The organism is Paenarthrobacter sp. 10L412 (assembly GCF_056395565.1).
This window is the reverse complement of sequence record NZ_JBFTJT010000017.1, coordinates 25909-46872: the sequence shown is the minus strand read 5'-3', so window position 1 is coordinate 46872 and position 20964 is coordinate 25909. Positions and strand designations below refer to the sequence as shown.

Sequence of the window (20964 nt, the reverse complement as noted above, 5' to 3'; positions counted from 1 at the left end):
GGGAGCGTCCGGGGGAAACTGGCCACGTGGGTTCGGACGTGCGTGATTCCGTGGATTCGTACATCGCTTTCCAACTTGCAGAGCTGGAGGGCTGCTTGCCGCTGGTTGGCGCGGCCGACCAGGACGCCGTCCACGGCGCCCGGCTGGCGCTTCGGCGGCTTCGTTCTGTCCTTTCATGCTACAAATCCGTTCTCCCTGACATCCCGGAGGCTACGGGCCGAGATGTCCGGTGGCTGGCGCGCTCCCTCGGCGAAGCCCGCGACGCATACGTTCTGTCCCAGCGTTTGACGCTATGGCTGGACGCATCAGAGGCCTGGTTGTCGCCGGAAGCACTCCATGAAGCCGTGAACCAGCTCCTGGCCAGCAGTAATGCAATGGCTACCCGGGTCGGGACCGGAAGGCGATGGCAGGGAATCGTCAGGGCAACCCGTCAAGCCCTCCTTCCTGCAACTGCCCACATGGCGGCACAGGAAATTGACCACCATCCCAGCCTCCTGGAGGTGGCAGAACTCCTGCAGCCGCGTTGGGAGACGGTGCAGAAAAGCTTGGAAGCTGCGCAACGAAGCCTGGAAACGGATAGCCCGCATGCTGATGAAGCGGAACGCAACGAAGTGCTCCATGGCGCGCGAAAGGACATCAAAGTATTGCGGTACTCCGTGGAGGCTGTGGCCCATGTCCTGGGTGCAGGCGCCACGGCGATCATCCAAACATCGATGATCCTGCAGCGTCTCCTCGGGGAACAACACGACAGCGTGGTTGGCCAGGCATGGATAAAAAGCCTTGCAGAAATGCCCGGTGCAGAGCCTTTGGACGTCGAGGCCCTTCAAAGCATAGGACAGCGTCGGCTCGCCGAGACCGAGGCCAACCTCCGGGCAGCGTTGCTCAGCTCCCCTATCCCTGAGCCTCGCGGGATGCTGCTGGCTTGATCATTCATCCCGTTCGCCTTGGACGGACCAAACGACGGAGTAGCCGGCGCCCCAGATTAGCTGCCACCCTCAGAACAAGCCAGTCACATCTCGCAGTGTGATGGTGCATGACAATTCCATGACCGGTACCCCAAAGTAACTTTCTTTCCTGCCTCCTTCTGGATACGTTCTCTAAGTGGGACCGGCACACCGGCCCACGACTGTTGCAAGGAAGCATCAAGGGGGACAGCACAAAATGGCTGGCAGGTTCGAAATTCTCAAAGACAGCGACGGCTCGTACCGGTTTCGCCTTACAGCGGCGGACGGAACGGTCGTAGCGGAGTCACCAACGTTCAAACATCTCAAGGGCGTGGTGGACGGCATTAATGCAGTGCGTGAAAACGCCGCAACAGGGCTGATCGTGGACCGCTCGACGGCGAACCGACGGGCCGCCTAAACGGCGCACGCGGCGGAGCTGCTAGAGCTCGATCTCGTACAGTTTGTCCTGGTCCCAGGGGACCGTCCATCCGAGTTCGTCGAACAAACCGCTGAGTACCATCCCGGTAAAGCCCCAGACCACCACGCCGTTGACCCTAAAACCCGGACTCCTGAAAGTCCGGCCGAAGCGGGAAATAGTGGCGGTCACCCGGTTGACGGGATCCAGGAGATCCCGAACCGGTACCCGGAACACCTGGGCGGACTCAGCGTAATCGACGACGCGAACGGGTGATGGCGAGTCCCACCAGGCAAGTACGGGTGTCACCCGGAAATTACTGCGGATCAGCCCGAGCTCGGGGATGACGCCCAACACCTTCACGCCACTGACGTCCAGCCCGGTCTCTTCCACTGCCTCACGCAAGGCGGCGGACACCACGGAGTCATCCTCCGGATCCACGCTCCCGCCTGGAAATGCTACCTGGCCGGGATGGTCGTCCAGGGTGTGAGCCCGTTCAAGCAGGAGGACATCGAGGTCCGCCGGCGCAAAGGGGCGTCCGGATTCGGCCGGGACATCGTCCAGCACACCAAAGAGCATGAGCACGGCGGCGGCGCGATTGGTTTCCGGCGTGACGGGCAACTGCGCCCAGTGCGAAGAATGCTGCTGCTCGCCCGCCTCAAAACGGGCCACTAACTTGGCAAGGTCCTCAAACGCGGTCACCCGGGCCTCCTCTGTGATTCCATCCGGATCTCCGCCGCCCTGTGCGTCTCGGCCAGCAACTTCTCCAACAGTGCCTCGTTGCCGGGCGCGAGCTCGTACTTCAACAACTTTGCAGCCTTGACCGGGTCCGTCTCGCCGTCGCCATAGCTGGGACAGAGGCTGGCAACCGGGCACGCTCCACAGGCGGGTTTCTTAGCGTGGCATATCCTGCGGCCGTGGAAGACCACGCGATGCGAAAGCATGGTCCAGTCGCGTGGTTCAAAGAGCTCAGCGACGTCGAATTCGATCTTCACGGGATCATCGGATACCGTCCACCCGAAACGGCGTGCCAGTCTCCCGAAGTGCGTATCAACAGTAATTCCGGGGATACCAAAAGCGTTCCCGAGGACCACGTTGGCTGTTTTCCGCCCGACGCCCGGAAGCGTCACGAGATCCTCGAGGCGCCCTGGGACCTCGCCGTCGTACTCGTCCACCAAGCGGGTGCTAAGAGCCAGGACGTTCCTGGCCTTTGCCCTGAAGAAACCAGTGGGCTGCAGGATCGATTCCAGCTCAGCAGGGTCCGCTTCCGCCAAGGCACGGGCGTCCGGGTAGCGTGCAAACAGGATCTTGGTGACCTGGTTGACCAGTACATCGGTGGTCTGGGCTGAGAGGACCGTGGCCACCACAAGCTCAAACGGGTTCCGGAAATCCAGCTCGGCGTGAGCATAAGGGTATTTGTCAGCGAGGATCCTGTTGATCTTGCGTGCCCGACGTTTCAAGGCGAGCAGGGAACCAGCTTCAGCGATGGTCACAGCGTCCTGCTCAGCCGCGTTCGATATTGCTGAGCTCCCGCAGGACCCCAACTTTGCCATCGGTGTCCTGAACCAGGAATTCGTCGCCACGGTCCTCGAGCGCCAGAACCCAACCGCCCGGCTCAATGGTGAAGGCCGGAGCACCTGTCCGCTCGTCATAGGCAGTTCGGGGCTGGGCTACGGCAAACCAGAAGGCTTCATAAGCGGGAGAATCATCAGACCGGCTGGACGGATCCACAGTTGCACCAATGGAGTCGCTCACGGAACGGGTATCGGCGGACACGATGGGCGTGGCCATGGTGGCGGCCCATCCGCGCTCATCGGCGGGCTGCTGGGCTGCGGGCTGTGCGGCTGGTTGCTGGGCTGCGGGCTGTGCGGCGGCGGGCTGTTGGGCGGCCGGCTGCTGGGCATGCTGGGTAGTAGCCGGTGCCTGCGTCGGCGACTGCGGTTCTCCCGGGTTGTCAAAGACAATGTCAGGCTCGGCCGGTGAAGGCTCTGCTGGCGAAGGCTCTGCCGGCGAAGCCTGAGCGGGCGACCCGGACGCAGCCGAGGCCGCGGCGGTTGGAGCCGCAGCAGCGGGCGAGGCGGGCGCGGAGGGGGCGGCAGCTTGAGATTCCGCAGGAGGCGTGGAATCAGTCGAATGCACGACGGCGGGCCCAGCAGTTGGGGCCGGAGCAACGGGGCCGGACGTGGCTGGCGGAGCGTAGGGGCTCGCGCCGGCTGGCGGAGCATATGGATGGGCACCGGCCGAACCTGCACTCTGTGCCTGATACCCCGTTGCTTGGAAGCCCGGCGTCGAAGGCCCGCTGGCTGGCTTCGGCGTCTTGGGTTCCTTGGGAGGCTTCGGGGCAGCAGGTTTACGGGTGGGAATCGCGGCCTGACGGGCAACAATGTGGGCCGGCGTTTCAGCGCGGCCCTTGAAATCGGCCGACAGGAAGGGCAGATGCGGGGCCAGAACGGTGGCCGCCAGCAAGCCCAAGGAACCCACCAGGCCCAACAGGACACTGCCGTTGAAGGAATCGGCGATCGTCAGGAAGAACAGCGGTACCGCAAATGCAGCGGTCACGGAAGCGAACTGGTCAATCGACAGCGAGCCGACGCGGACAATGGTCCCGGGCTGCAGCCGGCGGGCGACGAAAAGCGCCACAACCACCACCGGCAGGATGATTCCCAAGAGAAGGAAGAAAAGGTTGTCCAGGTTCCACAGGTTGTAACGGCCCCCGAACATGGGCAGCAGCGAGGCGATGAACATCAGGAGTACAGAACCGAAAACCGTGAGGTCACGAATGGTGAAAGGGCCGGCAACTGCCTCGTATTTGGTGGGTTCGCCTGAGGCGGACTTCGCAGCTGTGGCGGTACCGGCGTCGTTCGCCTTTCCAGCCGCGGTGTCCGGTCCCGTCGGGTGTGAGTCGTGCGGGCCTGGGCTCAGCTGGTTCATCTGTTTCTCCTTCGTACGGCGGCGTCTTGGACAGTCCGGACCGGTATTTTCCGCAGGTTTCCGCGGAAAACCGGACACACCTGACGATGCGTCCCAAGACTTATTCAGCCTATGCCACCCCACTGACACTCTTCTAGCTGAAATCGGCTACGCTGCTCCGTCCACAGGAAACTCCAAGGTTCCTTACAGTCAAGCACTGCCAACTGTCGTCATGTAAACGCTTCCTGACAACGTAAACAGCCATTCGTCGCCGAATCCGTACCGCTCGCTGACCCATTTGTGACCACGCACACGTAGGACCTCCCAAGGCGATAATGTTGGAGGCGGACAACACTCTGCGGATCCTCCGCGGGACGCACGACGCCGGCTAACGGCTTGGGTGCGCACCCTCCCGGCGGGGTCCGCGCAGCAAAGATCGATGAATGATGAGGTTCACCATGTCCCAGGACACCACCGGATCCACGACCACCGCTGCAGCGTCGACGCCGCAGAACGGTCCGGCACCGCACGTCGAGGCTCTCGAGAATTTGCTCCACGAGAACCGTAAGTTCCCGCCATCACCTGAGTTTGCTGCGAATGCCGTGGCTACTGCCGATGAGTATAAAGAGGCCGAAGCGGACCGTCCCGCGTTTTGGGCCAAGCAGGCCCGCGAGTTGTTGAGCTGGGACAAAGACTTCACGCAAGCCCTGGATTGGTCAGACCCGCCGTTCGCCAAGTGGTTCGTTGGTGGTGAGGTCAACGCTGCCTACAACGCGCTGGACCGCCATGTGGAGAACGGCCTGGGCGACCGGGTGGCCATCTACTTCGAAGGCGAGCCCGGTGACACCCGCACATACACCTACGCGCAGCTGACCGAGGAGGTCAAGAAGGCCGCGAACGCATTCGAAGCTCTGGGCGTTGCCAAGGGCGACCGCGTGGCCGTCTATTTGCCGATGATCCCCGAAGCCGTCATCACGCTCCTCGCCTGCGCTCGGATCGGGGCTGTGCACTCCGTGGTGTTCGGCGGATTCTCCGCCGACGCGCTCCGTTCCCGCATCGAAGACGCCGAAGCAAAGCTCGTGGTCACTGCGGACGGCACCTACCGTCGGGGCAAGCCCAGCGCCCTGAAGCCCGCCGTGGATGAAGCCCTCAGCAAAGAAGGCCACACCGTCCAGAACGTCGTCGTGGTCAAGCGCAACGGCGAGGACGTCAACTGGGTAGAAGGACGCGACCTCTGGTGGTCCGACACCGTAGATAAGGCCTCAACCGAGCACACCGCCGTCGGGCATGATTCCGAGCATCCGCTGTTCATCCTTTACACCTCCGGGACCACGGGCAAACCCAAGGGCATCCTGCACACCACCGGCGGGTACCTCACCCAGACCGCGTACACGCACAAGGTGGTCTTTGACCTTCACCCGGAAACGGACGTGTACTGGTGCACCGCCGACGTCGGATGGGTCACCGGACACTCCTACGTCTCCTACGCCCCACTCATCAACGGCGCCACCCAGCTCATGTATGAAGGCACCCCGGATTCCCCGCACCAGGGCCGTTGGTGGGAACTCGTGGAAAAGTACAAGATCTCCATCCTCTACACCGCCCCCACCGCGATCCGCACCTTCATGAAATGGGGACGCGAAATCCCGGGCAAATACGATCTGTCCTCCATCCGCGTCCTGGGCTCCGTGGGCGAACCCATCAACCCCGAAGCGTGGATGTGGTACCGCGAAGTCATCGGCGGCAACGCCGGCAAGAACGGCGAACGCAAGGAACACCCCGCCCCGATCGTGGACACCTGGTGGCAGACCGAAACCGGCGCGCAGATGATCGCACCCCTGCCCGGCGTGACCGCCACCAAACCAGGCTCGGCACAGGTACCGCTGCCCGGCATCGCCGTGGACGTCGTGGACGAGAACGGCCAGTCCGTGGCTAACGGTGAAGGCGGCTACCTCGTGGTCCGCGAACCCTGGCCCTCCATGCTGCGCGGTATCTGGGGAGATCCGGAACGGTTCAAGGACACCTACTGGTCCCGGTTCGAATCCATGTACTTCGCCGGGGACGGCGCCAAAAAAGACGAAGACGGCGACGTCTGGCTCCTGGGCCGCGTGGACGACGTCATGAACGTCTCCGGCCACCGCCTTTCCACCACCGAAATCGAATCCGCCCTCGTCTCCCACCCCTCCGTGGCCGAAGCGGCCGTGGTTGGCGCCGCTGACGAGACCACCGGACAGGCCGTGGTCGCGTTCGTCATCCTCCGCGGTGACGCCGTGAACAACGGCGACGAAACCATCTTGGAACTGCGCAACCACGTCGGCAAGGAAATCGGCCCGATCGCCAAGCCCAAGCAACTGCTCATCGTTCCGGAACTGCCCAAGACGCGCTCCGGCAAAATCGTCCGCCGCCTCCTCAAAGACATTGCAGAAGGCCGCGACACCGGTGACGCCACCACCCTCGCCGACCCCGCCATTATGCAACAAATCGCCGAATCCCTCAGGAAATAGCATTCACGACGGCGCCGCTCCCCTCCCAAGGTGAGCGGCGCCGTCGTGCGTTCAAAAGGATCGTGACGAAGCCGCGACTCCATTTGCCACCCGGCAGCAGCGCCGCGTCCTAGACTGGAGCCAGAATCAGCCTCATGTTTGATGAGGCTCTCCAGAAAGGCCTTGATGCTTCAGGCAGCACGCCACTCCGCCATCATCGATGCCGTCCAGCGCGAGCGCGTTGTACGGGTATCGGACCTCGCCCAGTTGCTGGGCGTCTCCCCCATGACCGTCCGGCGCGATATCGAAGCCCTGGAAGAAACCGGTCGGGTGGAACGCATCCACGGTGGGGCCAAACTTCCCGGCGATGCCAGTACCCACGAGCCCGGCTTTGAGCTCAAATCCACACAGCTGACCGCGGAAAAGCATGCCATTGCGGTCGAAGCTGCCTCGCTTGTCCACGAAGGCATGGCGATCGGGCTCAGCGCAGGAACCACAACCTGGGCGCTGGCACAGGAGCTCGTCCACGGTCCCCGAATCACCGTGGTCACCAACTCCGTGCGGATTGCCGACCTCTTCCATCACGGGTCTTCGTCAGGGCCGGCCCGGTTCGGCTCCACCGTGATCCTGATTGGTGGCGAGCGCACGCCGTCGGACGCGCTGGTAGGGCCGATTGCGACATCCTCGCTCAAGCAGCTTCATCTGGATGTCCTGTTCCTGGGTGTCCACGGCATGGACGCACAGGCCGGTTTTACCACTCCAAACCTGCTCGAGGCCGAAACGGACCGGGCGTTCATGGCATCGGCCCGCAGCACTGTGGTCCTGGCCGACTACAGCAAGTGGGGCGTAGTGGGCATAGCCTCCATTGCCCAGTTGGAAGAAGCCGACGAGCTCATCACCGATTCGAACCTGGGTGAGGATGCCCGCCGCGTGCTCGCCGAGAATGTGGCAAAGCTGAGAATTGCGGACGTCCAGGCCAAGTAGGCTCTCATACTGCGGGTGGAGGCCTGTCCGCAGAGTTCAGCCGCCGGACTGACGCCTTGGCATGGGCCCGGCAGCCAAGCTGGATCCATGAACGCCATCCTCCATGCCCAGCAACTCACCAAGCACTATCCCGGCAGCGTCGCGCTCGATCACGTGGACTTCGCCGCAGTTGCGGGTGAGTCCATTGCCATCATTGGGCCGTCGGGTTCCGGTAAGACCACCCTTCTGCACTGCCTCGCCGGGATTTTGAGGCCCGACGCCGGTACGGTCACCTTGACCTCGACAGCCGGTCCGATCCGGTTGGATTCCCTCGGAGATGGGGCGCTTTCCGGTCTCCGCCGAGAGGAGTTCGGTTTCGTCTTCCAGCAGGGCATGCTGCTGCCGGAACTGACTGCCCTTGAGAACGTGGCTTTGGCGCTGATGCTGAACGGCACCGATCGGACTACGTCCGAGGCCCGTGCCGCCGAGTGGTTGGCGGCCCTTGGCCTGGCAGGCATGGAACAGCGCAGGCTCGGTGAATTGTCCGGCGGGCAGGTCCAGCGGGTGGCCATCGCCCGGGCACAGGTCACCGGGGCACGCATCGTCTTTGCCGACGAGCCCACAGGTGCTCTGGACTCGGCTACGTCCAACGAAGTCCTGGACGTTCTGCTTCACTCCGTCGCAGCCAACGGTCGAACACTTCTGGTGGTCACGCACGATCCCAACGTGGCAGCACGCTGCCAACGCGTCGTGGAGCTGCGTGACGGCCGAATCGTGGCGGACACTGGCTGCGCTGTTCCCTCTCCCAGCCAGCCGGCTCCTGCAGCCACCAACTTCAAGGGTGCGTTCAATGTCTAGCCTTGCCCTGGCCCTTCGCCTCACCCCGTACCTCTCCCGAAGCAACAGCCTTCGCCAAACGGGGTTGCACCAAACCACACTGCGCGACGCCGGGTTGCCGATTCTCGCGTTCGGCACGGTCACGGCACTCCTGTTGACGGTGGCTGGCGGTTCCCAAGTCTTTTGGTCCTGGTCTGATGACATCGCGGGCACCTATCAGGCGTTGGCCGTCGTCGCCATGGTTTTGCTCGTTATACCGCTGCTGACGCTCGGTGCCTCCGCAGCGCGACTGGCCGCCCGCCGTCGTGATGACCGCTTGGCGTCCCTTCGCCTCTTGGGTGCCAGTAGTGCCACGGTCGTGTGGATGACGGTCATAGAGTCAACAGTTCTGGCGGCAATCGGGGCGGTAGCCGGTGCCGGCCTGTATGCCTGCGCGGCGCCTTTCCTGGGATTGATCCAGTTCCGGGGACAGGCGATAGGCGGCCACGCCTGGCTGTCCGTGCCGTCAATTCTCGGATGCATCCTCGCGGTCTGCGTCCTTGCCGCAGCGAGCGCTGCGCTCGGCCTGCGCAAGGTGGTACTGACGCCGCTGGGCGTGCGGACCAGGCAAACGGCCGACGGCGCCCACTGGGTTCGCGGTCTCATCGCGGCTGTGGTGGTGGTCTTCGGAGTGGTAGCCATGGGCATGCTCAGCAGCTTCGGCGCGTTTATGGTGATTATCGCCGTGATGGGCGGCTGCTTCGGGCTGGCGCTGCTTGCACTGAACCTGATGGGGCCGTGGGTCCTGCGGCTTCAGGCGTCAGCGCAGCTCAAGAGGGCAAAGCGGCCCGAGCAACTGCTCGCCGCACGGACAGTCCTGGAAAGTCCCAAGGAATCGTGGCGACAAGTTGGGGGCGTCGCGATGACCAGCTTTGTGGGAGTGTTCGTGGGCGTCGGCATGGCGGTGGCGGACACGATGGGCGGCAGCGCGTCGGATGAAACCACGCTGCTGGTGCGCGATATCAACACCGGCGTGATGATCACCCTGCTGGGCTCGTTCCTGATGGTGGCTTGTTCCGCCGGCGTCAACCAGGCCGCTGCCGTGCTCGACCGTGCTTCGACCCTCGTGGCACTGGACCGGGTAGGGATGCCGCGGAAACTTATGGTGGCTGCGCGGGTCAAGGCAGTGATGTCGCCGTTGCTCCTGGTGGCGGGCATCTCTGCGGCCGCAGCAGCAGCGTTGGTTCTGCCACTGGCGGGTCCTGCCTTGTTGACCCGTCCCGTGGTGTTCCTGACCGTCGGTGGAGTTTTTGCGGTCGGTTTCCTGTTGGTCCGGCTCGCCCTGGCCGCGGGCACTGCGCAGATCAGCCAGGTACTCGCCCGGCCGGAACGCTACGCAAGCATGGACTCGTAACTCCCCGATGTTCTCTCACATCGGCGCCCTTTTGCAGGATGTTCTCTCACATCGACGGCAGGATGTGAGAGAACGTCGGCACCAAAGCGGCAGGATGTGAGAGAACGTTGGAAGGTCACTTGCAGCCGCACGACTGGCGCACGATCAACTCCGTGGGCAGGATCCTGTGCTGCAGTGCCTCGCCCCGGCCCTCCCCCACGAGTGCGCGAACAGCCGCTTCAGCCATTTCCTCCACAGGTTGCGCCACAGTGGTCAATGCCGGCCAGCTGTATTCGGAATCAAGGGAACCGTCGAAGGACACCACGGCCATGTCGTCGGGAACGTTCAGCCCCGCCTCGTGGAGGGCGCGGAGGATTCCGATGGCCTGCATGTCGTTGCTGGCGAAGATTGCCGTGGGGCGGTTGGCCATGGCGAGGAAGCGCTTGCCTACCTCGTAGCCTCCCGGTCTGCTGAACTCGCCATGAAGCATGGGGCCATCCGGCAGTCCTGCGTCGCGCAACGTTCGAAGCCAACCCACTTCACGTCCGTCGAGCTGGTTACCGGTGTTGGTTCCTATGGCCAGGCCAATGTTTGTGTGGCCGTGGCCTATGAGGTGCTCGACGGCGGCCCGGGCGCCTGCTTCGAGGTCCACACCCACACTGGTGAACCCTGGCGGCGAGCCGGCATTGTTCAGCAACACCGACGGGATTTCCGAGGCTTCAAGGTCGGTCAGATCGGGATCGAACACGCAGCTCGCCAGGAACACTCCGTCCACTTGCCGTGCGGCCAGGTTGCGGATGTTCTGCCGTTCCTTGGCCAAGCTGCCGCCCGAGTTGGTGAGGACCATGCCGTAGCCAAGTTCTGCCGCAGCGTCTTCAACAGCGTGGGCGAGCTGCGAGAAAAAGGGGTTGGTATTGTCCGGAACAATCACGCCGACAGTTTCGCTTGAGCCGAGCTTCAGAGCCCGCGCGGCAGCGTTGGGACGGTAGCCGAGGATACGGATGGCGTCGCGCACTTTGGCTTCCGTCGCCGGGGCCACGTTCTTGGGTCCGCCGTTCACAACGTAGCTCACGACGGCGGTACTCACCCCGGCGTACCGGGCCACGTCCTTGCGTGTAACCGGTCCGCGCGGGGTTTGTACTGCCGAAGTTGTCATGACCTAAATGCTAGCTACAAGGAGGGAGCGTCGCCGAAGTCCCGGATGGGAAGGCGTTCGCCGCCGCGGAGGGCAGATTCGTGGGCTATGATTCCGGGCAAGGTGAAACGGGCTGCAACCCAGGCGTTCACGGGTGGCAGCGTTCGATTGTTGACCGCTGTGACAAAGTCATCCACAAGGAATTGGTGGCTGCCTTCGTGTCCGTTGGGCGCTCCGAGGAATTCCTCGGGAAGCCGTGATTGATCGTGAACCGGCGCCAGCCCGGAGATGAAGGCATCGCGCAGCTCCGGCGCCACGTCAGCCAAAGATGGATCGTCGGCTGACATCGTCGGCTTTGTCTCAACTTGTTCTGAGACGTCCTCCACCTTTGTTTTGTCCTGCCACACCGTGGTGGTTGCCAGCTGCTCGAAACTTGCCTCGGTGCCAAAGAAGCGGAAGCGGGATTCGCGAAGGTGCGAGGGATAGCCAACCCGGCGCATCTCATTGGTGCGCATCGCACCGCCGTCGTTCATTTCGAACAACGCCGTAGCATTCGAGAAATCGTTGGCGAACATACTGACGTCTTTATCAAAGACGCCATCTCCGCGATCGTCCTTGACCCCAATGCAACTGACGCTGACCGCGTGAGCCGGCACTGCGCCGAGGACGCCACCGATGGCGTGGGTCGGATACAGCATGGGCGGATAGCTCGCCGTTTCCTTCCACCGCTCGCCACCGCTGTACTGGTAGGCCTCGTAGAAGCCCAGGTCCATGTCGTGGACGTAGTCGCCTTCGGTGTAGAAGATCCGGCCAAACTTCCCGGCCGCATGCTGTTGCCGGGCGAAGACTGTTGCGGGGTTGTAGTAGCTGGTCTCTCCCATGGCGTAAACAAGCTTGGTTTCGCGCACGGCCTGGATGATCCGTTCGATTTCCGCTTCGGAGATCGCCATCGGGACGGCTGAATACACGTGCTTGCCCGCGCGGAGCGCCCGCTCGACGAGGGGTCCGTGAGTCCACCGTTGCGTGAAGATGGCGACAGCATCGACGTCGGACTCCAGGAGTTCCTCAAAACTTCCCACCACGCCATCAAGGCCCCAACGTTCCTGAGCCGCTGCGGCCCGCTCAGGTAGTTCATCCACCACGTAAACTGCACTGACGCCGGGGTGGAGCTTGAAGAGGTGCGCGAACTGGCTGCCGAACTGCCCGACACCTAGAACACCGATCGAAAACGTCATCGTTTGCCTTCCCTGAAGCTGACTCGGCAGCAGTTGTAGTGGCCCCTCAGTGGGCTCGCTTGAGTCTTTCACTACGATCTACACGAGTCAACAATTTGGACAGAAACGAACAAATATTCCCAAAAAGCTTGCATCGCTCGGATCTACTCGTGTAGATTCTAGTCCAGTTGTTACCCATATCACAGTCAGGAAAGGGTCGACGATGACCACGCTAACCAAGCAACCGGGCAACGCCTCACGGCGGTCTGCCAGGAACCTCCTAGGCCGGCAACCCCGCAAGCTGCAACCTGCCAAACGCAGCATGACTAGCCGCCTCGGTGACCTGAAGATCGCACTCTTCTTCATCTTTCCCGCCGTTATCGGCTTCGTGGCGTTCTTTCTGATCCCCACAATTCGCGGCATCTACCTCAGCTTCACTGAGTACAGCATTCTCGGCGAACCCACCTGGATTGGGCTGGGGAACTACACGGCAATATTCGGCGATGAATTGTTCTGGAACGCCATGGGAGTGACAATCCAGTACGTTGTCCTGAACATCGGCTTCCAGACCGTGATCGCGCTGGGACTCGCACTTCTGATGCACCGGGTGGCCAAATCCACGTTCATCCGAGGCGCACTTCTGCTGCCCTTCCTGGTGGCCAATGTCATCGTCGCCCTGCTGTGGTTCTGGATGCTGGACTACCAGCTGGGCATCGTCAACGAGGTCATGAGCTGGGTGGGCCTCCCCCGCGTCGCCTTCTTCGGCAGTGAGCAATGGGCGATTCCCACCATCGCTTTCGTGAACGTGTGGCGCCACATGGGCTACACGGCCCTCCTGATCTTCGCCGGCCTCCAGTCCATCCCGAACCACCTGTATGAGGTAGCAAACCTCGACGGCGCCTCCCCGGCCCGGACGTTCTGGAGCGTCACCATGCCGCTGCTCCGCCCAGTGCTGGTACTCGTGCTGGTGGTCACCGTGATCGGTTCCTTCCAGGTCTTTGACACCGTTGCTGTCACAACCAACGGTGGACCCGTCAACGCCTCGCGCGTGATCCAGATGTACATCTACCAAAAAGCATTCGGCGAATCCGATTTCGGCTACGCCTCCGCATTGTCCGTGATCCTGTTCGTCATTCTCGCCCTGGTGGCCTTCGTGCAAATGAAGTTCCTCAAGGGCAACGAATCGGACCTGGACTAAGCCGGATTTGGAATAAGGAGAGCCGCCATGACTACTTCAACCCTGCCTGACAAAGACCTGCCCGACAATGACCTGCCCCGCAAGAATGCTTCCGGCCAGAACGCCGCTTTGTCCCCAAAGAAGCCCATCAATTGGCGCCGGGTTGGCGCCTGGGTGCTGGTCGCCGTCGCCGTCGCCGTGACTATTGCCCCGTTCCTCTGGATGCTGCGGACGGCGCTGTCCAGCAACAGCGCGTTGGCTTCCAACGCCGGAAACCTCCTGCCGGCCGACTTCAGCTGGGGCGCCTTCAAGCGCGTCCTCGGGCTGCAGACCACAGAGGAAGCCATCGCCGACGGCGGCTCCGGTGCCGCCATCAACTTCTGGCTCTACCTGCGAAACTCCATCATCTTCGCCACGGTCACAACAGCCGGCCAGGTGTTCTTCAGCGCCATGGCCGCTTACGCCTTCGCCCGATTGCGCTGGCCTGGCCGGAACAAAGTGTTCGCCGTGTTCCTGACCACCATGATGGTCCCGCCGATCTTCACGGCGCTGCCCAACTTCCTCATGATCAAGAACCTCGGCCTGCTCAACACCATGGCCGGGATGTCCCTGCCGTTCCTGTTCATGACCCCGTTCGCCATCTTCTTCCTGCGCCAGTTCTTCCTCAGCATGTCCCGCGAGGTTGAGGAAGCGGCAATGCTCGACGGCGCCAAGCACCTGCGCATCTTCTTCCAGATCGTGCTTCCCAACGCCGCCGCCCCCATCGCCACCCTGGCGCTGCTGACCTTCATCGGGCAGTGGAACGAATACTTCTGGCCGCTGCTGGTGGGCCAGGACGAGAGCGTCCGGGTGCTCACCGTGGGCCTCAGTGTCTTCAAATCCCAATCACCGCAGGGCGCCCTCGACTGGTCCGGGCTCATGGCCGGAACTCTCGTCGCAGCGCTGCCCATCTTCCTTCTCTTCATCGCCTTCGGCAAGAAGGTCGTCAACTCCATCGGATTCTCCGGAATCAAGTAACCCGCACTCCCCAACGAAAGGTTCGTCATGAAGAAAACCCTCGGCGTCGCCGCTGCTGCCGCCGCCATCGCCCTAACAATGTCCGCCTGTGGCGGCTCCGCCCCTGCTTCCTCCGAGGCCAAGGGAGAAATCAACTACTGGCTCTGGGACGCCAACCAGCTCCCCGCCTACCAACAGTGCGCTGACGATTTCACCAAGGCCAACCCGGATATCAAGGTCAAGATCACCCAGCGTGGCTGGGACGACTACTGGACCACGCTGACCAACGGTTTCGTTGCTGGAACAGCACCGGACGTTTTCACGGATCACCTGTCCAAGTACCCGGAGTACGCCGCAAAGAAGCAGCTTCTGCCGCTCGATGACGCTGTGGCAAAAGACGGAGTCAAGCTTGATGCCTACACCAAGGGCCTCCCGGAGCTTTGGGTGGGCCAGGACGGCAAGCGCTACGGCCTGCCGAAGGACTGGGACACCGTGGGCCTGTTCTACAACAAAGCAATGACTGACGCCGCCGGGATCAGCGCGGAGCAGATGGCCAACCTTGACTGGAACCCTAAGGACGGCGGCAGCTACGAAAAGACGATCGCGCACCTGACCGTAGACAAGAACGGAAAGCGCGGGGATGAAGCCGGTTTCGACAAGAACAACGTAGCCACCTACGGACTGGGCTTGACCGGCAGTGGCTCCGGCCAAGGCCAGACGGAGTGGAGCTTCCTCACGGCGACCACCGGCTGGACTTCCACGGACAAGAACCCTTGGGGCAGCAAATTCAACTACGACGACCCGCGTTTCCAGGAAACGATCGCGTGGTGGGCCGGTCTGGTGGACAAGGGCTACATGCCCAAGCTTGAGACCACTGTTGGAGCCAGCATGCCGGACAGCTTCGGTGCAGGAAAGGCCGCGATCAACACCAACGGTGACTGGTTGATCGGCCAGTACAAGACGTATAAGGGTATCGAGACCGCCTTTGCGCCGACGCCCAAGGGCCCCAGCGGTCAGCGTGCCAGCATGTTCAATGGTTTGGCTGACTCCATCTGGGCAGGCACCAAGAACCCTGCTGCCAGCGTGAAGTGGGTGGAGTACCTCGGCTCCACCGCTTGCCAGGACGTCGTGGCCAGCAAGGCCGTAGTCTTCCCGGCCATCAGCAGCTCGTCTGATATAGCCGCCAAGGCCTTCGCAGACAAGGGCACCGACGTTTCCGCCTTCACCACGCACGTGAAGGAAGGCACCACGTTCCTGTTCCCGATCGCGGACAAGGCTGCAAAGGTGGACGGCATCATGAAGCCGGCCATGGATGCCGTGCTCTCCGGCAAGAAGCCTGCGTCGTCATTGACTGAAGCCAACAACCAGGTCAATGCCCTCTTCAAGTAAAACCTCCCGTTGTGAGGCCTGCTCTGCGCGTCATTTCCTTCGCGAAGCGCGCAGAGCAGGCCTCACAAGTCCACACACCATCTTTGAAAGCGACTCATACCCATGCAACCGCTCCATCTCCGTTCCGCCGGTACCAGCCTGGTGATCAGCACTCACCGAGGAGAGGCCGAAATATCCCACTGGGGAGCAGACCTGGGCGACGCCCTTCCGGACCTTTCCATCCTCAATGAGCCCGTCCCGCCTTCCTCGATCGATGCCAACGTACCGGCCGGGCTCCTCCCTCAGGCCTCCTCCTCGTGGCAGGGCCGGACGGGGTTGCGCGGACACCGGTTCACGGATGGCATTCCCGGGCATGACTTCTCCGTACGCCTGCGCGTGGTGAGCGCGACTGCGGACGGCAGCAGCGCCGTCGGGTCCTCAGCGGTGATCGTTCAATCAGATCTCGACGCCGGCATCACGGTCACGAGCACCCTCACCTTGCACCCGGGTGGGCTTTTGGAACTGCGGCACACAGTCACCAACGACGGCACGTCGCCTTTCCAGGTGGACGAATTGGCGACGATTCTCCCAGTGGCGCCGGACGCCGTCGAGCTTTTGGACCTTACTGGCCGTTGGTGCCGCGAACGGCACCCACAACGCAGGGCAATCCAGCAAGGAACCTGGGTCCGCACCGGCCGCCACGGCCGTACGGGACACGATTCCTCGCTGCTGCTTGCAGCCGGAACCGCGGGCTTCGGCAACCGGCACGGCAAAGTCTGGGCCACGCACTTGGCGTGGAGCGGAAACCACGAGCAATTTGCTGACAACGTAGCCGATGGCCGCACAATGATCGGCGGTTCCGAACTGCTGGGCCCCTCCGAAGTAGTGCTGCAATCCGGCGAAAGCTACACCACACCGGCGTTGTATGCCGCCTACTCCGACCAAGGTTTGGACGGCATCAGTGAAGCCTTTTACAGCTGGTTCCGGTCCCGCCCGCACCACGTGGATGTCGCTGGGAAACCACGGCCAGTTGTCCTCAACACCTGGGAAGCGGTGTACTTCGATCACAACCTGGAGACCTTGATCGAGCTGGCCGAGTCCGCCGCGGACCTGGGCGTTGAGCGTTTTGTGCTCGACGACGGCTGGTTCCGCGGACGCCGGGACGACCACGCTGGGCTGGGTGACTGGTACGTCGATGAAACCATCTGGCCTTCAGGCCTGACGCCCCTGATTGATGCAGTGACTTCACGCGGGATGGAGTTTGGCCTCTGGGTAGAACCGGAGATGGTGAACCTTGATTCGGACATCGCCCGCGCCCACCCCGAGTGGATCGTTGGACCATCTGCCCTGTCGTTCAAGGACGGTGGCCGGCTGCCGCTCGAATGGCGACACCAGCACATCATCGACCTCGTGAACCCCGACGCGTGGCAGTACATTTTTGACCGTATTGACGCCCTGCTGCGGGAAAACACCATCAGCTACCTCAAGTGGGACCAAAACCGGGACCTCGTGGAGCATGGCCATGCGGGCCGTTCGTCCGTGCATGAACAAACCCTTGCCGCTTACCGGCTCTTCGATGCCCTCCGTGCAGCGCACCCGGGTGTCGAGATCGAGAGTTGCTCCTCCGGCGGCGCCCGAGTGGACCTTGGGATCCTGGAACGCACCGACCGGATCTGGGCCTCGGACTGCAATGACGCCTTGGAGCGGCAAACCATCCAGCGCTGGACCGGCATGGTGGTTCCCCCGGAGCTGGTGGGCGGGCACATCGGGCCCACCACCTCGCACACCACAGCGCGGACGCATAACTTGTCGTTCCGAGCCATCACGGCACTCTTTGGGCATTTCGGCATGGAATGGGACATCCGCGAAGTCCAGGGGGCCGAGCGCGAGGAATTGAAGCGCTTCATCACCCTGTACAAGGAGCACCGCGGGTTGATCCACACCGGGCGGATGGTGCGCGCCGATCTGGCGGACGATTCCATGATGCTGCACGGCGTTGTTGCTGACAGTTCCATGCACGACGGCGGTACTGCAGTGGGTGGGACGGCGGCCCTGTTCGCCGTGGTCAAGACGCGGACTGGTTTCGCCGAACAGCCCGGCCGCGTAGCCATTCCGGGGCTGGAAGCCTCCCGTTCCTATCGTGTGGAAGCAATCTTCCCCACACCGGCGGATGCCGACTACGCGCACACGTTCATCGAAGCCCTACCGGTCGCCTGGCTGGCCGATGGTGCTGTGGCAACGGGACGATTCCTTGGCGAGGTGGGCCTTCCCATGCCGGTGTTGAACCCCGAGCACGCGCTCTTGCTGCGGTTCACTGCCCTCTAACCTTCTCTCACATCCACAGGGCTTCCCGGGGATCCCTCTCTCACATCCACAGGGCTCCCCGGAGATCCCTCTCTCACATCCACAGGGCTTCCCGGGGATCCCTCTCTCACATCCTCCGGTCTACACCGTTTCAGCCAGGTAATCGATGGCCAGCTTGTACCCAAGCACGCCCGCGCCGACGATGATCGCGTTGCACACACCGGACAAGTAGGAGTGGTGCCGGAACTCTTCGCGCTGGTGAACGTTGGTGATATGCACTTCAACCGAGGGCAGCTGAACTGCGGCCAGGGCGTCACGAAGTGCCACTGACGTGTGGGTGAAGGCCCCGGCATTGATGACAATTCCCGCCGCGGTTCCCCGCGCAGCATGGATAGCATCGAGGAGGTCCCCTTCGTGGTTGGACTGAACGCAGTCCACCGTGAAGCCATGGGCAGCCGCCGCCGACATGGCCAACTGCTCGACGTCGGCGAGGGTGGAAGTGCCGTACTTCTCGGGCTCCCTGGTGCCCAAAAGGTTAAGGTTCGGTCCGTTGATCACAAGAATGGTGCCGCGACCAGCTTCGGTGGCGGGGGTGGCTTCAGTCATGGCTCCCAATCTATTAGGCGACGGGAGAATGTCCGGGAATTGCGGTCAAAGTTACTTGCGTGTGCATTGCCCGGGCGAAACCGGAGCGCTAAGGCCTGGAGCTTGTGCGGCCACCGGCTGGATGTCCTCCATGGTGAGTGCAAACCCAAGTGCCGCATCAGTGGTGGTCTTGGCAAAGATCAAGCCTGCTACCTGCCCCTGCATGGTGAGCAGCGGTCCTCCGGAGTTACCGGGTTGGACGTCACCCGCAAGCTTGTAGACCAACTCCGGAGAAGGATTGCTGCCATAAATGTCAGGCACCAGGATGGTCGAAATACCTTGGACAGTTGCTGGTTTGGACTGGAAAGGACCGCCGTGCGGGTAGCCCGCAAAAGCTGCGGGACTGCCGGCTGCCAGGTCTGGACTCAGCTGAAGCGGATCCGATGAAAGACCATCCACGGCCAAAACTGCGATGTCCCGCTGGGAGTCGAAATAGACCACCCGACCCGGCAACGCGCCGCCGTCGGGAATCTCCACCACCGGCTGCGACACGCCCGCCACAACGTGCGCATTGGTCACGACGCGCCCGGGCGACACCACAAATCCGGAACCAGTTTGGTTCTGGCCGCATTCAAAGGCTGTGCCCGCGATCTTCAGGACGGACTCGGCAGCCTTGTTCAGGGCTGGAGTGTCAGTGGATTCGTTGGGAACCGGAACCGGTGTGGCTGGGCCGAAGCCCTCAATCAGTTTGGGAATACCGTCGCCAATGACCGTAGACCGCAGTTGGGCCATAGTGGTTTTGACCGGCGTCGGCGTCAAGGAATCGATGTACCGAATGACCCGGGATTCAGCCAGCTGCTGCGAGACAAACGGCACGCCCAGCGAACTGATACTGAACGCCAACATGGACATCACCAGCGCCGCGACCACCACGCTGACCACGCCGCCAATCAAGCGGTCAGCTGCGTGCAACGGCTTAATCCGCACAGCATGGCGGACTTTTCGTCCGATCATGGTCCCCAGCCCATGGCCAAGTGCAATAAGTACGACGGCGGCACCCACCGTTGCGGTCAGCCTCCAACCGCTATCGCTCACCCAGCCGCTCACAAGTGGAACAGCCATAAATGCAGCAATCGCGCCAACCACAAAACCGGCAATTCCGCCGAGCGTCACCAGGAAGCCATTGCGCAGGCCATAGATCAGGTAGGACAGGAGCATCAAGATCAATGCCAAATCCAAAATCGTCAAGCCAAACACCAATGCTCCTCGTGACCGGGTAGCGCCAATTGTAGTTGGGCACCCTGACAGGGAACCGTTAGTCCCATCACGATACGAGTCCGCTCCGAGCGTCCAAAGGCACGGCAAACAAGGGCCGATAGGGGCAAAAACCGCGCCGTTTCAGCGTTTCGCCTGCCAAGTACGTCACAGAAGCTTAAAAATTCTGAAACAATGGCTGGAGCGCCACGACCGAAACTTATATTCAGGAGATTTCATGGACATCGAGGTATTGCGCCGCGCACCCCTCTTCGCCACCCTTGACGACGACGCATTCCGCTTGCTGACGGACGAACTCACCGAGGTGGACCTCTCACGCGGGGCATCGGTATTCCGCGAAGGCGACCAGGGTGACCAGCTGTACTTCATCGTTTCCGGCAAGGTAAAGCTCGGCCGCACGTCCCCCGATGGCCGCGAGTCCCTGTTGGCCATCCTCGGCCCGGGAGAACTCTTCGGCGAAATGGCGTTGTTCGATCCCAGCCCCCGCACCGCGACGGCCACCGCCGTCTCCGAAACGCGCCTGGCAGGACTGAAGAACGAAAGCCTCAACGCGCTGCTCCGCACACGTCCGGAGGTTTCCGCGCAGCTGTTGCAGGCCCTCGCCCGCCGGCTCCGTCGCACCAACGATTCACTGTCCGACCTCGTTTTCTCGGACGTCCCGGGCCGCGTCGCCAAGGCACTCCTGGATCTGGCTGACCGCTTCGGCCGTCCGGCCACCGACGGCGTCCTGGTTGCCCATGAACTGACGCAGGAAGAACTGGCCCAGCTGGTGGGCGCTTCCCGCGAAACCGTCAACAAGGCACTGGCCGAGTTCGTCCAGCGCGGTTGGCTGCGTCTGGAAGCGCGCGCCGTCGTCATTCTGGACATGCAGCGGCTCCGCCAGCGTTCGCGCTAATTTATCCTTGCAAAAAAGCCGCCCTGGTGATGAACCGGGGCGGCTTTTTTCGTCGGGATGTGAGAGAGGATCCGTCAAAACCCGGCAGGAA

Annotated in this window: 18 protein-coding genes; 11 read left to right on the top strand and 7 right to left on the bottom strand. The window is 62.4% G+C overall.

The features are described 5' to 3' along the window. The first annotated feature begins 26 nt into the window (after positions 1-26). Together AC1DD7_RS20725 and AC1DD7_RS20720 are read left to right on the top strand one after the other, a co-directional pair. Entirely contained in the window at positions 27-926 is a 900-nt protein-coding gene (locus tag AC1DD7_RS20725) for a CHAD domain-containing protein (RefSeq protein WP_477516402.1), read from the top strand. Positions 927-1161: 235 nt separating this feature from the next. Beyond that, a complete protein-coding gene (locus AC1DD7_RS20720) occupies positions 1162-1362 on the top strand; it encodes a YegP family protein (RefSeq protein WP_223934443.1) in 201 nt (66 codons plus the stop codon). 21 nt (positions 1363-1383) lie between these two features. On the opposite strand, the gene AC1DD7_RS20715 is transcribed toward AC1DD7_RS20720, so the two are convergent. The 3 genes from AC1DD7_RS20715 to AC1DD7_RS20705 are packed head-to-tail and all read right to left on the bottom strand — an operon-like array spanning position 1384 to position 4290. Then, positions 1384-2061 carry an NUDIX hydrolase gene (locus tag AC1DD7_RS20715; RefSeq protein WP_477516401.1) on the bottom strand — a complete coding sequence of 226 codons (678 nt, stop codon included), beginning with the start codon at positions 2059-2061 and terminating at the stop codon, positions 1384-1386. Next, positions 2058-2852 (bottom strand): endonuclease III, encoded by a 795-nt coding sequence (gene nth, locus AC1DD7_RS20710; RefSeq protein ID WP_477516400.1) that lies wholly within the window; start codon positions 2850-2852, stop codon positions 2058-2060. Before nth ends, AC1DD7_RS20715 begins: the two co-directional genes overlap by 4 nt. A gap of 10 nt (positions 2853-2862) precedes the next feature. Beyond that, complete coding sequence (locus AC1DD7_RS20705; RefSeq protein WP_477516399.1) at positions 2863-4290, bottom strand: hypothetical protein; 1428 nt, start codon at positions 4288-4290, stop codon at positions 2863-2865. A gap of 437 nt (positions 4291-4727) precedes the next feature. Between AC1DD7_RS20705 and acs the strand changes: the two genes are divergently transcribed. From acs to AC1DD7_RS20685, 4 genes are all read left to right on the top strand, one after another. Then, positions 4728-6773: an acetate--CoA ligase gene (gene acs / locus AC1DD7_RS20700; RefSeq protein ID WP_477516451.1), complete on the top strand. Its 2046-nt coding sequence runs from the start codon at positions 4728-4730 to the stop codon at positions 6771-6773. A 165-nt stretch (positions 6774-6938) separates the two neighbouring features. Then, on the top strand, positions 6939-7736 hold the full coding sequence (locus AC1DD7_RS20695) for a DeoR/GlpR family DNA-binding transcription regulator (RefSeq protein WP_216927051.1): 798 nt from the start codon (positions 6939-6941) through the stop codon (positions 7734-7736). An 87-nt stretch (positions 7737-7823) separates the two neighbouring features. Next, on the top strand, positions 7824-8573 hold the full coding sequence (locus AC1DD7_RS20690; protein WP_477516398.1) for an ABC transporter ATP-binding protein: 750 nt from the start codon (positions 7824-7826) through the stop codon (positions 8571-8573). Next, positions 8566-9945: an FtsX-like permease family protein gene (locus AC1DD7_RS20685; protein WP_477516397.1), complete on the top strand. Its 1380-nt coding sequence runs from the start codon at positions 8566-8568 to the stop codon at positions 9943-9945. The genes AC1DD7_RS20690 and AC1DD7_RS20685 overlap by 8 nt, the downstream gene beginning before the upstream one ends. A gap of 115 nt (positions 9946-10060) precedes the next feature. Here the strand turns inward: AC1DD7_RS20685 and AC1DD7_RS20680 are convergent, their stop codons facing one another. Together AC1DD7_RS20680 and AC1DD7_RS20675 are read right to left on the bottom strand one after the other, a co-directional pair. Further along, positions 10061-11080: a LacI family DNA-binding transcriptional regulator gene (locus AC1DD7_RS20680; protein WP_477516396.1), complete on the bottom strand. Its 1020-nt coding sequence runs from the start codon at positions 11078-11080 to the stop codon at positions 10061-10063. A 14-nt stretch (positions 11081-11094) separates the two neighbouring features. After that, positions 11095-12294: a Gfo/Idh/MocA family protein gene (locus AC1DD7_RS20675; protein ID WP_477516395.1), complete on the bottom strand. Its 1200-nt coding sequence runs from the start codon at positions 12292-12294 to the stop codon at positions 11095-11097. Positions 12295-12496: 202 nt separating this feature from the next. Between AC1DD7_RS20675 and AC1DD7_RS20670 the strand changes: the two genes are divergently transcribed. The 4 genes from AC1DD7_RS20670 to AC1DD7_RS20655 all read left to right on the top strand — a co-directional run bounded on the left by AC1DD7_RS20670 (position 12497) and on the right by AC1DD7_RS20655 (position 18139). After that, complete coding sequence (locus AC1DD7_RS20670; protein ID WP_442003426.1) at positions 12497-13471, top strand: carbohydrate ABC transporter permease; 975 nt, start codon at positions 12497-12499, stop codon at positions 13469-13471. 27 nt (positions 13472-13498) lie between these two features. Then, positions 13499-14467, top strand: coding sequence for a carbohydrate ABC transporter permease (locus AC1DD7_RS20665; protein WP_477516394.1), 969 nt, complete (start codon positions 13499-13501; stop codon positions 14465-14467). 27 nt (positions 14468-14494) lie between these two features. Next, positions 14495-15835 carry an ABC transporter substrate-binding protein gene (locus tag AC1DD7_RS20660; RefSeq protein WP_477516393.1) on the top strand — a complete coding sequence of 447 codons (1341 nt, stop codon included), beginning with the start codon at positions 14495-14497 and terminating at the stop codon, positions 15833-15835. 102 nt (positions 15836-15937) lie between these two features. After that, positions 15938-18139 carry an alpha-galactosidase gene (locus AC1DD7_RS20655; protein ID WP_477516392.1) on the top strand — a complete coding sequence of 734 codons (2202 nt, stop codon included), beginning with the start codon at positions 15938-15940 and terminating at the stop codon, positions 18137-18139. A gap of 120 nt (positions 18140-18259) precedes the next feature. Here the strand turns inward: AC1DD7_RS20655 and aroQ are convergent, their stop codons facing one another. Together aroQ and AC1DD7_RS20645 are read right to left on the bottom strand one after the other, a co-directional pair. Then, the gene (gene aroQ, locus AC1DD7_RS20650) at positions 18260-18724 is read right to left on the bottom strand and encodes a type II 3-dehydroquinate dehydratase (protein WP_477516391.1); all 465 of its coding nucleotides are present in this window, start codon (positions 18722-18724) and stop codon (positions 18260-18262) included. A 51-nt stretch (positions 18725-18775) separates the two neighbouring features. Continuing rightward, positions 18776-19960, bottom strand: a complete 1185-nt coding sequence (locus AC1DD7_RS20645; RefSeq protein WP_477516390.1) for a MarP family serine protease — start codon at positions 19958-19960, stop codon at positions 18776-18778. A gap of 235 nt (positions 19961-20195) precedes the next feature. Between AC1DD7_RS20645 and AC1DD7_RS20640 the strand changes: the two genes are divergently transcribed. Next, positions 20196-20873 carry a Crp/Fnr family transcriptional regulator gene (locus AC1DD7_RS20640; protein WP_011775987.1) on the top strand — a complete coding sequence of 226 codons (678 nt, stop codon included), beginning with the start codon at positions 20196-20198 and terminating at the stop codon, positions 20871-20873. The last annotated feature ends 91 nt before the right edge of the window (positions 20874-20964 follow it).